The organism is Paraburkholderia sp. J63 (genome assembly GCF_905220245.1).
In the GTDB taxonomy this organism is placed as follows: Bacteria; Pseudomonadota; Gammaproteobacteria; order Burkholderiales; family Burkholderiaceae; genus Paraburkholderia.
In genome coordinates, this window is sequence record NZ_CAJMZF010000026.1 from 39,039 (window position 1) to 52,337 (window position 13,299).

Here is a 13,299-nt window from a genome sequence, read left to right on the forward strand (position 1 = left end):
TTGCCAGGCTGGCGCGCCTCCTGTGCGCGCCGCCGCCGGTAAACCTCCCTTCCCCTAAAACGCTCCGCCCGCTCAGGTCCCCAGTTTTTCGCGCGCGTCGACGCAAACGTGCTGCGGACTCTCCCGCACGGGCGGCGCATCGAGCGCGCGCAGCAGCGCCATACGCAGCACTTCGTAGTGCACCGGCTTGGGCAGCAGATCGAAGAACGGACTCCCGCTGTCGGCGGCCGCGGCGGCGAGCGCGGCCACATCGGCGCTCACCGCGATCACGCGCGGGCGCTCGCCCGTCCCCGTCCCCGCGCGCGCCTCGAGCCCCGCCACGAAGGCGTAGCCGTCGCGGCCCGGCATGTGCAGATCGAGCAGCACGACGTCGCACGGCGTCTCGTCGAGGCAGGCCAGCGCGGTGTCCGCGTCGGCGGCGGCGAGCGGCGCATAGCCCATGTGCGCGACCATTTCGCAGAGCGATTCGCGCACGAGCGGATTGTCGTCGACCACCAGCACCGGCGGCTGCGCCTCGTCGCGAGCGTGCGGCGCGAGCACGTCGGCGACCGGCTCCGCGAGCGTCGTGACCGGAATCGTCACCGTGAAGGTCGTGCCCCGGCCCACGCGGCTATCGGTTTCGATCGTGCCGCCGAACAGGTCGACGAGCCCGCGCACGATCGCGAGTCCCATGCCGGCGCCTTCGTAGCGGCGCGAACGCGAACTGTCGAGCTGCGTGAACTCCTGGAAGATCAGCGGGATCTGCGCGGCGGGCACGCCCGGCCCGGTGTCGCTCACGATGATCGCCAACGTTTGCGCGAGCGGCGCGCGGCCGGGCGCCGCCGCGCCCCACGCGAACTCGATGCACACCGAGCCGCTCTCGGTGTAGCGGATCGCATTGGTCACGAGGTTGTTGGCGATCTGGCGAATGCGGTGCGGATCGGCCACGAGCCGCTGCTGGGCGCCGTGGCAGGCGTACTCGAACGCAAGGCCCCGAGCGCGCGCGGCCTGCTCGTTTTCATCGACGATCGACTGCAGCAATTCGCGCGGATCGAACGCTTCCTGACGCAATTCGAGCTTGCCCGCGCCGAGACGCGCGTAATCGGTGAGGTCCTTCATCTGCGCCTCGAGCTGGCGCGCGGCCGTTTCGAGCCGCTGGATCACCTTGCTGTCCGAATCCGAATGCGCGTTGAAGCCGAGCAGTTCGATCGACGAGACGATCGCGTGCAGCGGCGTGCGCAGCTCGTGGCTGATCATGCCGAGGAACGCATCCTTGGCCATGCTCGCCTCGCGTGCGGCGCGGCTCGCCTGGGCCTCGGCCTCGAGCGCCGCGTGCTGCTGCCGGATGAGGCGCGTGCGCCGATAGCCGTTCATCACGAGCAGCACCGCCGCCGCCGCCGAAAGCATCAGCAGCACGAGACCCGCCGCGAACAGCTCGCGGCGCTTCGCGATGAAGTCGCGCCGGATGCCCTCGCGCTCGGTCACGTCGGCAAAGCGCCGCGAGAGCGCGAGATCGGTCACCTGGGCCCATTGCGTGTCGAGCATCATCAGCATGGGCACCGCGCGCTCGGGATTCTCGGCGAGCGTCGCGATCTCGGCGTCGAACGGCGCGATGGCGGCATGGATCGCGGCGAGATCGGCCTGCTGACGCCGCATGAGATCGGGCTTGCTCGCGAGCGTGCGCGTCGTGCTCTTCATCACGTTGAGCTTCGACTGCAGGACTTCGTAGCGCAGGCGCACCTTGTCGAGGTCGCGGTCGAGGCCGTCGGCATAGATCAGCAACTGGCTTTCGAAGCGCGCGTAGGCGATCTGCATCTGCGCGGCGTCCCAGTAGAGGCCGTCGTAGTTGCCGGTCAGGCGCTGCACCACATTGGGATTGAGCAGGTTCGCGTAGAGCAGGTAGCCCACGGCCACCACCGGCGGGGCCAGCGCGGCCACCCAGATCAGCACATGCAGCAGGCGCCGCAGCGGACGTCGCATCACCTTCTCACTGCTTGATGGTCATCGAAACGATCTGCCAGGCGAACTTGGCGTCGCCCGCCGCGCCGTCGAGCTCCATCGGGAACTGGTCGCGCGGATAGATCAGGAATAGCGGACCGAAATTGCTAACCTTCAGGCGCTTGCCGTTCATCTCGTAGGCCAGCACCGCGCCGTAGCGCGTGGCGTCGGACGCGGGCACGACACAGGTATAGTCGTCGATGGTATGGATTTCGATCTGGCTGCCGTACGCGCCCACGGTATTGAGCACGTCCGAGAGCAGCGGCCCCGAGAAGGTCGAGCGCGGCGTCCAGGTGGTGGACGTCACGATCGAATGCACCGGCAACTCGAGCAGCGCCGCCTTGCTGAAATGATAGGCCGTGTGCGCGGCGTCGTTGGTCACGTGCACTTCGCCGTCCACGTCGAGCTGGAGCGAGCCGTCCGCTCCATCCGAGGTGGCCAGGGCGAGCCGTGGCGCCGCAGCCACCGCCAGCAAGCCCGCCAGCGCAGCCGTAAAACGCCGGCGCTCGCGGCGTGCGGGCCGGTCTTCGTGCCGGCCATCGTGGCAGGCAACAGGATCATCCTGCATTCCTCTCGCTCCCCTGGCGCAAAATTCGTTGTGTGGCCGTGTCGCAGCCTTGCTTGCGCAGTCCCCTGCGCGCGCTGCGATATGGCCCTTTGCGTGATCGCACCGTGCCGGTCTGCATGAGCCGGCCAGCATAGGCATAATATCGTCAAACATTAATCCGACAATAGATGTCTTCTTCGCCTACGCGCGTGCGCACGCATCGGCCGCGGGGCGCGTCGGACCGTCATCGCACTGTCACTCCCGTCCCATGAACAAACCCGTCGTTCCGCTCACCTACGAACAGCTCGACCATTGGGTCGAATCGCTGCAGCCGTTGCTGATCGAAGAGGATTTTGCCGCCGTCGTCGGCATCCTGCGCGGCGGCGCGCCGCTCGCGCTGATGGTCTCGCACGCGACCGGCGCGAGCGTCGCGTTCCTGCGCTACACGCGCGAGACGCGCGAGGTGCGCTGGGACTCCACGCTGCCGATGCCCGAGCCGGGCTCGAAGGTACTCGTGTGCGAGGACATCGCCGGACGGGGCCACACGCTCGTCGACTGCATCGCGTTCCTGCGCGAGCACGGCCTCGTGGTGCGCACGCTCACGGGCGCCTATGACGACCTGAGCCGGCTGCGCCCCGACTATTCGATCGACGCGAGCGGCTATTTCGCGCTGTTCCCGTGGGAGCGCCAGGCCTACACCGACCGCTATCGCGCCGACTGGGCGCGCGAAGGCGGACGCGAAGGCACGGGCATGGCCGACGATCACGACTACGCCGTCTATGCGATCGACCTCGACGGCATCCTGCTGCCCGACATTCCGCTCTCGCGCTACGACGAGAATCTCGAAGCGGCGCTCGCCGAGCGCGACGCACTGCTGCCGCTCGAACGCATTCCCGACATCGACCTGAAGCACGCGCGCGCGATCATCACCGGCCGCCCCGACATCGACCGCGAGCGCACCCAGGCGTGGCTCGACCGGCACGGCTTCGGGCATCTGGAGTTGATGATGCGCGCGCCGGGCGAGCACGACGACACGCCCTCGGGCGCCGCCGCGCACAAAGCCGCCGCGGCGGTACGCTGCGGCGTGACGCATTTCATCGAGAGCGATCCGGTGCAGGCGATCTATATCGCGCGGCTCGCGCCGCTGTTGCGCGTGATCTGGTGGAACGCGCAGGCGCGCGCGGGCACGCTGATCGGCGCTTCGGTCTGGGGTTGAGGCGCGGGGTTCGGGCTTTTGGCTGTTTTTCGAGCCGCTGTTGCGGCGGCTGCACCTGACGCCTCAGCGCTTCTCGCGCGCCGCTATCGCGCCGTGCACAACGCTCTCGCCGGCCGCCATCGCCGGATCATGGCCCATCGCCTGCGCGGCGCGCGCCGACGCCACCACGATCAGCTTCATGGTCGCGCGCGTCGCGCCCACGAAGAGCTTGCGCGCCGTGCGCTCGTCGAGCGCGTCGAAGTCGACGTCCGTGAGGATCACGCAGGGCGCCGACTGCCCCTTGAAGCGATAGATCGAATCGAGCAGCACATCGCCCTCGCGATACTGCGGATTGCCGAACAGGTCGTACTGCCCCGTGAAACTGCGCAGCCGATGCGGGCCCAGATGGTCGAGCGCCGTGAAATGCGAGTGCTCGCGGCCCCGGAACGACAGCACCACGATGTCCTGCTTGCGAAAGCCGAGCGAGAGCGCCTGCGTGATCGCGCGCTTGGTGGCCGCCACCACGGCCGGCTCCTGCGCGCCTTGCGCCGCCCCATCGGCCGACCTGGTTCCCGCCTCCGCTGCGGCGCGTTCGTCCCAGACAGCGAGCGTGACCTCGGAACCGTCGAACGGGCTGCCCGCCGCATGCAGCGCGAGCGCGGGCGCGGCGTCCGCCGCCGCCTCGCGCAAGAACGCGAGGATGTCACGCGGGCTACGGTAGTTGGTGGTCTCGCGCAGCACGGTCCAGCCCGGCAAGGCCACGGGCTCGCGCATATAGAGGTTCTGCAGCGGGTCTTCGAGCCACCACCAAGCCGCGCCCGGGCGCAGCAGCCGCGCGAGCGCATCGACCCACGCAGGCTGAAAATCCTGCCCCTCGTCGACGATCACCACGTCGAATTTCCAGCGCGCGTCGATCGGCGTCTGCACGAAGCGCCGCTCGAGATCTTCGAAAACCTGCGTGCCCTCGAAGTCGGGCACATGGCCGCCGTCGCGCGAGACCCAATCGCAGAGCTGATGGTAGTTGGCCACTTTCGCCTCGGGCGGCGCGACCTTCGCGATGTGGTCGGCGAGCGGCCGGTTGAAGCACACATAGAGCGTGCGCGCGCCGCGCGCGAGCGCGTCCTTCATCACCTGGAGCGCGAGCTGGGTCTTGCCCGAACCCGCCGTGCCGATCACGCGCAGACGAAACGGCTCGAACTCGAGACGCCGCGCCCAGGTGGCGAGACCGCCCGCAAGACGCGTGACGAGCGTGCCCGCCGCGCCCACCAGCGCGCTGGCGTCGGGCGTGAGCGAGAGTTCGTCGGCGAGAAAATGATGGATCTTCGCGGCGCACGGCAGACGCGGCTCGTCGGCGGGCAACGCCTCGCGCACGATGGCCGCGAGCTGCGATTTGCGCGTGGCGTCGACGATGCGCGAGGGCTGCACGCCCGCGATCGCGGGCTCGCGCACCACGTGGTCGGGGCAGTAAAAGAGCGCGTCGAGGCCGTAATGGCCCACGCCGAACGCGGCCGTGAAGCGCCGGTGCAACTCTTCCACCGTGCGCGCGAGCCCGACCGCGACGTTGCGCTCGGTTTGCAGATACGCCTTCACGAGACCGTTTTTCGTCTCGCGCAGGAAGCCGGTCTTCTGCTCGACGATCAGCGCGCGCCCGGACGGGCTCACGATCACGAAGTCCGCCTCGCCGAACACGGAGAACCCCTCCGTGAGGCGCGTCCAGTGCACGCCGTGATAGACGGTGTAGCCGGCAGGCAGGCCGCGCTCGAGGAGCGCGAGCGTTTCGCGTTCGCGCGCGGCGGCGCCGGTCGCTTCGAGGTGCTGCCAGTCGTCGGGGACAATGCGGGCCATGGACGGTCCTCGTCGTGGTGTGTGCCGGGGTAAGCCACGTTCAGCCCGGCTGTGCAGCGGCTATTCTACGTATCTGCGCCGGGCCGCAGGTTCAAAAAAACCGCCCGGATCGTGTATCGTTGCGATCCCGGCCCCGCATCGAATGGGCCGCGCCGCCCGCGCCGGATGTCCCGACGCATCGCGCGCCAATTTTTGCTGCAAAGGAGAGAGCACCGGATGATCAAAATCTGGGGACGCCCCAACTCGGTGAACGTCCAGAAAGTGCTGTGGTGTTGCGACGAACTCGTGCTGCCGTTCGAGCGGATCGACGCGGGCGGCCCGTTCGGCCATCTCGACGACCCGGCTTACCTCGCGATGAACCCGAACGGCAAGATCCCGACCCTCGTGGACGGCAATTTCGTGCTGTGGGAATCGAACGCGATCCTGCGTTATCTGGCGATGGAGTACGGCCCCTCGAGCCTGCTCTACCCGGCCGATCCGAAGGTGCGCGCCTCGATCGAGCGCTGGCTCGACTGGTCGATCGGCACGCTCGCGCCGGCCGAGCGGCCGCTCTTTCTCGCGCTCGTGCGCACGCCGCCCGAGAAGCGCGACCCCGCGAAGATCGCAGCCGACGTGCAAAGCGTGGCCGCGCTGTGGACGCTGCTCGACCATCATCTGCAAGGCCGCTTCTTCCTCGAAAACGAGCGCTTCTCGCTCGCCGACATCGTGCTGGGCGCGTTCGCGCGGCGCTGGTTCGGGCTCGAAGGCGTCGAGCGGCCCGCGTTGCCGAATCTCGAACGCTGGTATCAGCGCCTCGCGCAGCGTCAGGGCTTTCGCAAGTACATCGACCTGCCGCTGACCTGAGCGGCGCCCACGACGCCTCACCCGAAGCGCCGGGGCACGCCAGCGCAGGCACGGCGTGCCCCGTATAATCGCGGCATGAAGACAGCAAAACCGTCCCCGGACACCGCGGCCCCGCACGGCCACGCGCATGATCACGATCACGCCCACGAAGCGCACGATCATCGTCATGGCGAGAGCGGGGTCAATGGCGTAGTTGGCGCGCAAGGCGCCGGCGGCGCGTCGCTCGAAAGCGCGCTCGCGATGGCCGAGGCCTACTGCCGCGAACGCGGCGAAAAACTCACGCCGATCCGCCGCAAGGTGCTCGAACTGCTGCTCACCTCGGGCCGCGCGACCAAGGCCTATTCGCTGCTCGACGAAATGCGCCAGATCCATCCGGGATCGGCGCCGCCCACGGTCTATCGCGCGCTCGACTTCCTGCTTGCGGCGGGACTCGTCCACCGCATCGAATCGATCAACGCGTTCGCCGTCTGCCACGACCTCACGCAGTGCCAGCACGGCATCCTCGTCGTCTGCCAGCAATGCGGCAACGTCACCGAGCTGCACGAGCCCAAGCTGCGCCAGGCGCTGGTTGCGCAGATCGAAGCCGCGGGCTACCGGCTCTCCGGCGACGGGATCGAACTCAAGGGGGTTTGTGCGCAGTGTCAGGCGACGGAGCGGACTGGCGCCGAAGATAACGCACCGAACGCGAAAGCTGCCGCACCTTCGTGATCGGCGGCCCGCAGCAGCGGCGTTCGAAGCATGTCTGACCGGAGTGTGGCGCGGTGCATAGAAGGCGCCGCTTCAATAAAGGGTTTAAGGGTTAGGGAACGCTGGCACGAAGACGGTCCAGGAACGTCGGCGGAATCTTGATTTGACCGGAGTCGCCGTTTGCCCCCTCGAATAGCACCGCACTATCGTCAAACATAAACTCAGGCTGTCCGCCCTCCATCGAATCAAAGCTCACCCGCGCAACCGGCGCCCCACCGCGAGTTGTGTACAGTTTGCCGACGTAAAAAAGAAGATTTCCATCTCCGCCGGTTACGCACGACTCGGCTCGATAAAGTCCGCTGTGAGACGTTACAGAAATACATTCCTTCGCTGTCTCGCGCTTCCAGGCATTGAAGGCGTACTGAATACCGATGATGAAAATGACAATGGCGGTGATAACCACCCAGGAGCGTCGAAATCGGCGAGTTCTCGTCATTTTCTCACCCTGAATTTGATTGGCTCGATCTTTACCACACGAAAATCAGAGAACAGGATCATATCGCCGCCGGCGTTATGGGTATCTTGCCAGCGTCGAAAAGCACGATTATGAACCGGCCAAAAGGTGCGCCCATATGGACCTTCTGGTTGGATGATGTAATTGCTCCAATTCCCTAAATTTCCACGCTGCGCGACGTAACCTTCTGGCACAAGGCAAATTCCGTCTTTGTTCCAATGGCCCAGATACTGTGATCCTTCTCCTTCGTCATCGAAGAATGAATAGGGATTTTTCACGTATATCGCTATTTTCGTCACCTCGACATCCATTCCACCCCAAAAGGCCGGTTTGAATTGTGCCTCGGCAATCGCAGCGCACATGGCCCCCTAATGCACCTAAAACCCATTCAAGCGAGATCGTTTGAAGGTCGACACGGTCATCCGGGTAGGTGCCCGATCCATCCTGGTTAAAACCATGTGCCTTCTGGTAGCTGTTCACTGCCTGATTCTTCGGAGCATAGGGCGCCCGGTATCTCAGTCACTTCGAACCGTTCGCGAACTGGAAGAAGCCGAGCCGGCGCAGCCACGCCCGGCCCGCTATCGCCGCAATCGATACACCGAATATTTCCAGTCCTTGCGCGCTCATACGACTCCCTTTAACGAACCGAAGGGAAACTTCGTATCCCTTCCCGCTCAGCCGGTGATTGAGCGCCATCAAATATAGGGCCGAATTACGGTTCGTCGCCTCAGGAAGCTGGATTCAAGGCCGTGCGCATCCCGCGCGGCACCGAGGTCGCGCTCAGATGGCGAAGTACAAATCTGCCGCCGGGCAGCAGCCGCGCCTTCAAAGCCCCTGACGCGCATCGATTGCGTCGCTCAGCAACGCAACCAGTGCCTCAGGCCTCGCCGGCTTGGTCATGAAGTGCTGAAAGCCTTCGCCGATGCTGCGCAGACGCCAGCTCTCGTCGGTATGACCCGTGAGCGCCACTGCGACAGCCGGGGCATGATCGCCGCGAATCTCGTGGTCGCGCAGACGCTGGATCAGGTAGAAGCCATCCATCGCGGGCAGGTCCAGGTCGCAGACCACCGCGTCGGGCATGAGGCTGAGCGCCGCTTCGACGCCCGCTTCGGCGTCCTCCACCGCAACCACATGGGCTCCCTCCGCTTCCAGCAAGGAGGTCAGGGAATCCCGGCTTTGCGGGTCGTCTTCGACCAGCACGATGGTCGTCTGGTCGAGCTTGTGTACTGCGTTCATTGTGTTTGCTTGAGTGCCGTTCTGTCTGTTTGGCTTGCCGCGCGGCGCGATGGGCGCGCGGCGAGCCGCGGGCAACACACTACGTGCAACGCGCCCAATCGCCCAATTAGAGCAATCCCGATGCCGGACGTTCCAGCCCGGCGCCGCGCACGATAGCCGCAGTCGAGGTCACGCCGATGACAGCCGCGCATCTCGTCATGCCGATGCGAATCGGCTAAACCGGCTCGTTTGCGCGCCTGCCTTTGCCGCCTCAATCGTCCCCTTTTTGCGCGGCGCCCGTGGACTTGCCTCCCGATTTGTCCCCTGCTTTGCCCCTCGCTTTGCCGGTCTTCGCGAACGCCTCTAGCGCCCGCGCGCGCGCCGCCTCGTGCGCGACGACCGGCATCGGATAGTCGGTGCCGAGCCGCAAGCCCGCCGTCTCCAGGTCTTGCGGGCCCGCCTTCCAGGGCTGATGGATCAGCCGGTCGGGCAACGAGGCGAGCTCCGGCACCCATTTCCTGATGTACGCGCCACGCGGATCGAACTTCTGGCCCTGCAAGACGGGATTGAAGATGCGAAAGTACGGCGCCGCGTCCATGCCCGAGCCGGCGACCCATTGCCAGTTGGCCGGATTGCTGGCTGGATCGGCGTCGACGAGGGTGTCCCAGAACCACTGCTCGCCCGCGCGCCAGTCCAGCAGCAGATGCTTCGTCGCGAACGATGCAGTCACCATGCGCACGCGATTGTGCATCCAGCCGGTGTGCCAGAGCTCGCGCATGCCGGCGTCGACGAACGGATAGCCCGTCAGGCCGCGCTGCCATGCGCGCAGGTTGCGGGCGTCGCGGCGCCAGGGCATGGCATCGAACGCCGGACGCAGATTGCGCCGTGCCAGATCGGGGTAGTGATAGCGCTGGTAATGGCAGAACTCCCGCCATCCCAGCTCGCTGGCGAATTTTTCGGCGCTGGCCTCGCGGCGCGCGGGCGAGCCCACCGCTCCGGCGTGCCATGCATGCCGATCGTGCTGCGCCGCCTGCAGCGCCGCATAGACCTGGCGCGGCGAGAGCGCGCCCACGCTCAGATACGGTGAAAGACGGCTGGTCGAGGCCAGTTCCGGCGCGTCGCGCTCGCCTGCGTAGGCCTCGAAATCATCGGAGAAAAATGCGCGCAGCCGTTCGAGCGCGGCCTCCTCGCCCGCCGGCCAGGCCTCGCGCAGGCCGCCGGCCCAGTCGGGCTGGCGCGGGGCGAGGCCGAGATCGTCGAGCTTCGAGGCGAGTTGCGTAAGTCCTGCCGGTAGCGATTGAAAATTCCACCGTCGCGGCGCGGGGGCCGGTGGCGGCGGATCGCCGGCGCGCTGGCATGCGCGCCAGAAGGCCGAGAACACCTGGAACGGCTCGCCGGACTGGTTGAGCACCGTCCACGGCTCGTACAGCAGCGTGCCGTTGAAGCTCTCGGCCACGAGCCCCTGCTCGCGCAATTGCGCCTTCAATCTGGCATCGGCGTCGCGTTCGTTGCCGCCGTAGCGGCGGTTCCAGTACACGGCGCTGGCGCCGCTCGCCTCGATGCACGCCTGAAGCGTCTCGCTCCCGGCGCCCTGCATCAGCAGGAGCCGGCCGCCCCGCGCGCGCAACGCGGCGTCGAGCGCCGCGAGCGTGACGTGCCGCCACCAGCGCGCCGCGCCGCCGGGCGCACGCTCGCCGGCCGCCTGCGGATCATGGATATAGAGGCAGATCAGCGGCTGCCCGGTGGCCGCTGCATGGGCAAGCGCGGGCTGATCGGCGAGGCGCAGATCGTCGCGGAACCAGACGACGACAGGGACATGAACGGGCTGTGCGGAAGTCAGGATGGACCTCGACCGGATGGATAGGACCGCGGTGCGTCGTGCCCTGACGCGAAAACACGCGAAACGCGCGAAACGCGAGGCTAACACTCGGGCTTGAGTGGCGAGGCAGGCCGTATGCCTTGCGTAATCAGCGCGACGGCATGACGCGCGATTTCCTCGGCGCCGACGCGGCGCGGCACGAGGTCGTTGCGCCACACCTGCGCCGTGGCGAGCGGCAGCAGCGTGAGCCCGAGCAGCGACTGGAACAGCAGTGACGGCTCCAGCGCCGCATTGAGCTTGCCATCGCGCTGCCAGCGCGCGATGGCCTCGTGCGCCGCGCGCTGATGATCGTGCCCGAAGCGCTCGTGCATGCGCTGACGCAGCAAACCGCCCTCGCTGATCACCTCGCGTATCCACAGCGGCGCGAACCACGGATGCGCCTGCCCCACTTCCACGAAGCGCAGCGTGAGCGCCGTGAGCGCGGCCACGGGATCGTCGGGATGGGCCTCGAACACGCCGCCCATGGCCGAGCGCAAGGGCAGGAAGCGCTCGTCGATGAGCACGTCGATCAGCTGGTCGCGCGTCTTGAAGTAGTAATGGACCATCGCGGGCGTGACGCCCGCCTCGCGCGCGATGGCGGAAAGCGTGGTGTCGACGATGCCCTGGCGCGCGAACAGCGCGAGCGCAATGGCAATCAGGCGCTCGCGCTGCTCGGCGCCGCCCGCGCCGCCGCTCGGCCGGCCAGGCCGGCGCGGCGCGGGCTTTGCGGCGGCGGAATCGGCTGCTGAGGCTGACGTTTCGGGTGTTTTAGCCGGATTTGCGGCAGATTTCGGGGCGGATCGACGGACTTGCGGGGTCGCCCCCCGCGCATTGGTCTCTTTCATCTGGTTACGTTTTCAGCCTTTGACGGTGGTCGAGAATTATCCTAATATTAATCTTCAAGTTAATTAATTTCAAGATCGAAGGCGATCTCGAAACCATCGAGAAAAAGCTGGAGAGTCCCGATGCAATCCCCCACACAAGACACCACCCAGACCACGCAAGGCGCCGCACCCCATGTGGCGGCGGCCGGGCATCCGCCGATCCGGCTGCTGTTCCCCGCGCTGCTGCTCGTGATGCTGCTCGCCGCGCTCGACCAGACCATTGTCTCGACGGCGCTGCCCACCATCGTCGGCGAGCTGGGCGGGCTCGACCGGCTCTCATGGGTCGTCACCGCGTACCTGCTCACGTCCACGATCGTCGTGCCGCTCTATGGCAAATTCGGCGATCTGTACGGCCGCAAGATCGTCCTGCAGACGGCCATCGCCATCTTCCTGCTCGGCTCCGCGCTGTGCGGCGTGGCGCAGAACATGGAGCAGCTCATCGCGCTGCGCGCGCTCCAGGGCGTGGGCGGCGGCGGCCTCATGGTCGTGACGATGGCGGCCATCGGCGACGTCATTCCGCCCGCGCAGCGCGGCAAGTACCAGGGCATGTTCGGCGGCGTGTTCGGGCTCGCGACCGTGGTCGGGCCGCTGCTCGGCGGCTTTCTCGTCGAGCATCTCTCGTGGCGCTGGATCTTCTACATCAACCTGCCGCTGGGCGCCGTAGCGCTCGCCGTGATCGGCGCCGTGTTCAAGCCACGCGTCGCGCAGGTGAAGCACGTGATCGACTACATGGGCGCGGGCTGGCTCGCTGCCGCGCTCACCTGCCTGATCCTGTTCACGAGCGAAGGCGGCTCGCTCCTGCCGTGGAGCTCGCCCACGCTCTGGCTCACGCTCGTGCTCGGCGTGGTGTCGGTGGCGGGCTTCATCCACGAAGAAAAGCACGCGGCCGAGCCCATCATGCCGCTCGAGCTCTTCCGCGAGCGCACCTTCGTGCTCTCGAGCCTGATCGGCTTCATCGTGGGCGTTTCGCTGTTCGGCTCGGTCACGTTCCTGCCGCTCTATCTGCAGGTCGTGAAGGGCTCGACGCCTTCGCAGGCCGGCATGCAGATGCTGCCGATGATGGGCGGCGTGCTGACGATGTCGATCATCTCGGGCCGGCTCATCAGCAAGATCGGCAAGTACCGCATGTTCCCGATCATCGGCACCGCGCTCGTGGCCGCCGCGATGATGCTGCTCGCGCAATTGCGCATCGAAACGCCGCTCACGCGCATGTATCTCTACATGGGGCTGCTCGGCTGCGGCCTCGGCATGGTGATGCAGGTGCTGATACTCGCCGTGCAGAACACGGTCGCGTTCAGGCATATGGGCGTGGCTACCTCGGGCGCGACGCTGTTTCGCTCGATTGGCGGCTCGGTGGGCGTGGCCGGGTTTGGTGCGGTGTTTTCGCATGGGCTGCATGCGCGCCTCGCGAAGCTGCTGAGCGGCGGCGTCGAACTGCCCCAGCCGCTCACGCCCGATGCGATCCATCATCTGCCGCCCGCGGTGCTCGCCCGGTATCTCGATGCCTTCGCGGGGGCGCTGCATACGGTCTATTTTTCGGCGGCGTGCGTGGTGGTGCTGGCGTTCACATTGGCGTGGCTGCTGCAGGATGTGCCGTTGCGCAAGCATCCCTGAGATCCGAGGCGGCGCGCTAATACTACTGACTTCTTCGGCGCGCCGCGCGCCCTCCCTCCAGCCTCTGCGGGCTCAGCCCCGCTCCGGCGCCCCACGTGCCTCGCATGCAGGCGCCAACCT

11 protein-coding genes and 1 pseudogene are annotated in these 13,299 nt (G+C 66.8%); 4 read left to right on the forward strand and 8 right to left on the reverse strand.

Annotation, left to right across the window (positions count from 1 at the left end):
• Nucleotides 1–72: 72 nt before the first annotated feature.
• Together U5775_RS24805 and U5775_RS24810 are read right to left on the reverse strand one after the other, a co-directional pair.
• Nucleotides 73–1,959, reverse strand: coding sequence for a hybrid sensor histidine kinase/response regulator (locus U5775_RS24805; protein WP_322060802.1), 1,887 nt, complete (start codon nt 1,957–1,959; stop codon nt 73–75).
• Between the two features lie 7 nt (nt 1,960–1,966).
• On the reverse strand, nt 1,967–2,545 hold the full coding sequence (locus U5775_RS24810) for a molybdopterin-dependent oxidoreductase (RefSeq protein ID WP_322060743.1): 579 nt from the start codon (nt 2,543–2,545) through the stop codon (nt 1,967–1,969).
• Between the two features lie 247 nt (nt 2,546–2,792).
• On the opposite strand from U5775_RS24810, the gene U5775_RS24815 reads away from it, so the two are divergent.
• Nucleotides 2,793–3,740, forward strand: coding sequence for a phosphoribosyltransferase (locus tag U5775_RS24815; protein ID WP_322060744.1), 948 nt, complete (start codon nt 2,793–2,795; stop codon nt 3,738–3,740).
• Nucleotides 3,741–3,803: 63 nt separating this feature from the next.
• Here the strand turns inward: U5775_RS24815 and U5775_RS24820 are convergent, their stop codons facing one another.
• On the reverse strand, nt 3,804–5,564 hold the full coding sequence (locus U5775_RS24820; protein ID WP_322060745.1) for an ATP-binding domain-containing protein: 1,761 nt from the start codon (nt 5,562–5,564) through the stop codon (nt 3,804–3,806).
• 216 nt (nt 5,565–5,780) lie between these two features.
• On the opposite strand from U5775_RS24820, the gene U5775_RS24825 reads away from it, so the two are divergent.
• Nucleotides 5,781–6,407: a glutathione S-transferase gene (locus U5775_RS24825; protein ID WP_322060746.1), complete on the forward strand. Its 627-nt coding sequence runs from the start codon at nt 5,781–5,783 to the stop codon at nt 6,405–6,407.
• A gap of 75 nt (nt 6,408–6,482) precedes the next feature.
• Nucleotides 6,483–7,115: a Fur family transcriptional regulator gene (locus U5775_RS24830; RefSeq protein ID WP_322060747.1), complete on the forward strand. Its 633-nt coding sequence runs from the start codon at nt 6,483–6,485 to the stop codon at nt 7,113–7,115.
• A gap of 91 nt (nt 7,116–7,206) precedes the next feature.
• Here the strand turns inward: U5775_RS24830 and U5775_RS24835 are convergent, their stop codons facing one another.
• From U5775_RS24835 to U5775_RS24855, 5 genes and pseudogenes are all read right to left on the reverse strand, one after another.
• Entirely contained in the window at nt 7,207–7,557 is a 351-nt protein-coding gene (locus U5775_RS24835; RefSeq protein ID WP_322060748.1) for a hypothetical protein, read from the reverse strand.
• A gap of 29 nt (nt 7,558–7,586) precedes the next feature.
• Nucleotides 7,587–8,230, reverse strand: a pseudogene (locus tag U5775_RS24840) (DUF6402 family protein); the annotation flags it as partial.
• 203 nt (nt 8,231–8,433) lie between these two features.
• Nucleotides 8,434–8,844: a response regulator gene (locus U5775_RS24845; protein WP_322060749.1), complete on the reverse strand. Its 411-nt coding sequence runs from the start codon at nt 8,842–8,844 to the stop codon at nt 8,434–8,436.
• A 250-nt stretch (nt 8,845–9,094) separates the two neighbouring features.
• A complete protein-coding gene (locus U5775_RS24850) occupies nt 9,095–10,666 on the reverse strand; it encodes a cryptochrome/photolyase family protein (protein WP_415913648.1) in 1,572 nt (523 codons plus the stop codon).
• A 77-nt stretch (nt 10,667–10,743) separates the two neighbouring features.
• Nucleotides 10,744–11,526, reverse strand: a complete 783-nt coding sequence (locus tag U5775_RS24855) for a TetR/AcrR family transcriptional regulator (RefSeq protein WP_322060750.1) — start codon at nt 11,524–11,526, stop codon at nt 10,744–10,746.
• 120 nt (nt 11,527–11,646) lie between these two features.
• On the opposite strand from U5775_RS24855, the gene U5775_RS24860 reads away from it, so the two are divergent.
• The gene (locus U5775_RS24860) at nt 11,647–13,179 is read left to right on the forward strand and encodes an MDR family MFS transporter (RefSeq protein ID WP_322060751.1); all 1,533 of its coding nucleotides are present in this window, start codon (nt 11,647–11,649) and stop codon (nt 13,177–13,179) included.
• Nucleotides 13,180–13,299 lie beyond the last annotated feature (120 nt).

What these genes read in the sequence shown, in the direction of transcription:
- U5775_RS24810 (WP_322060743.1), bottom strand. Translation starts at nt 2,545, where the DNA reads ATGCAGGATGATCCTGTTGCCTGCCACGATGGCCGGCACGAAGACCGG.
- U5775_RS24845 (WP_322060749.1), bottom strand. Translation starts at nt 8,844, where the DNA reads ATGAACGCAGTACACAAGCTCGACCAGACGACCATCGTGCTGGTCGAA.
- U5775_RS24820 (WP_322060745.1), bottom strand. Translation starts at nt 5,564, where the DNA reads ATGGCCCGCATTGTCCCCGACGACTGGCAGCACCTCGAAGCGACCGGC.
- U5775_RS24860 (WP_322060751.1), top strand. Translation starts at nt 11,647, where the DNA reads ATGCAATCCCCCACACAAGACACCACCCAGACCACGCAAGGCGCCGCA.
- U5775_RS24855 (WP_322060750.1), bottom strand. Translation starts at nt 11,526, where the DNA reads ATGAAAGAGACCAATGCGCGGGGGGCGACCCCGCAAGTCCGTCGATCC.
- U5775_RS24830 (WP_322060747.1), top strand. Translation starts at nt 6,483, where the DNA reads ATGAAGACAGCAAAACCGTCCCCGGACACCGCGGCCCCGCACGGCCAC.
- U5775_RS24815 (WP_322060744.1), top strand. Translation starts at nt 2,793, where the DNA reads ATGAACAAACCCGTCGTTCCGCTCACCTACGAACAGCTCGACCATTGG.
- U5775_RS24825 (WP_322060746.1), top strand. Translation starts at nt 5,781, where the DNA reads ATGATCAAAATCTGGGGACGCCCCAACTCGGTGAACGTCCAGAAAGTG.
- U5775_RS24805 (WP_322060802.1), bottom strand. Translation starts at nt 1,959, where the DNA reads ATGCGACGTCCGCTGCGGCGCCTGCTGCATGTGCTGATCTGGGTGGCC.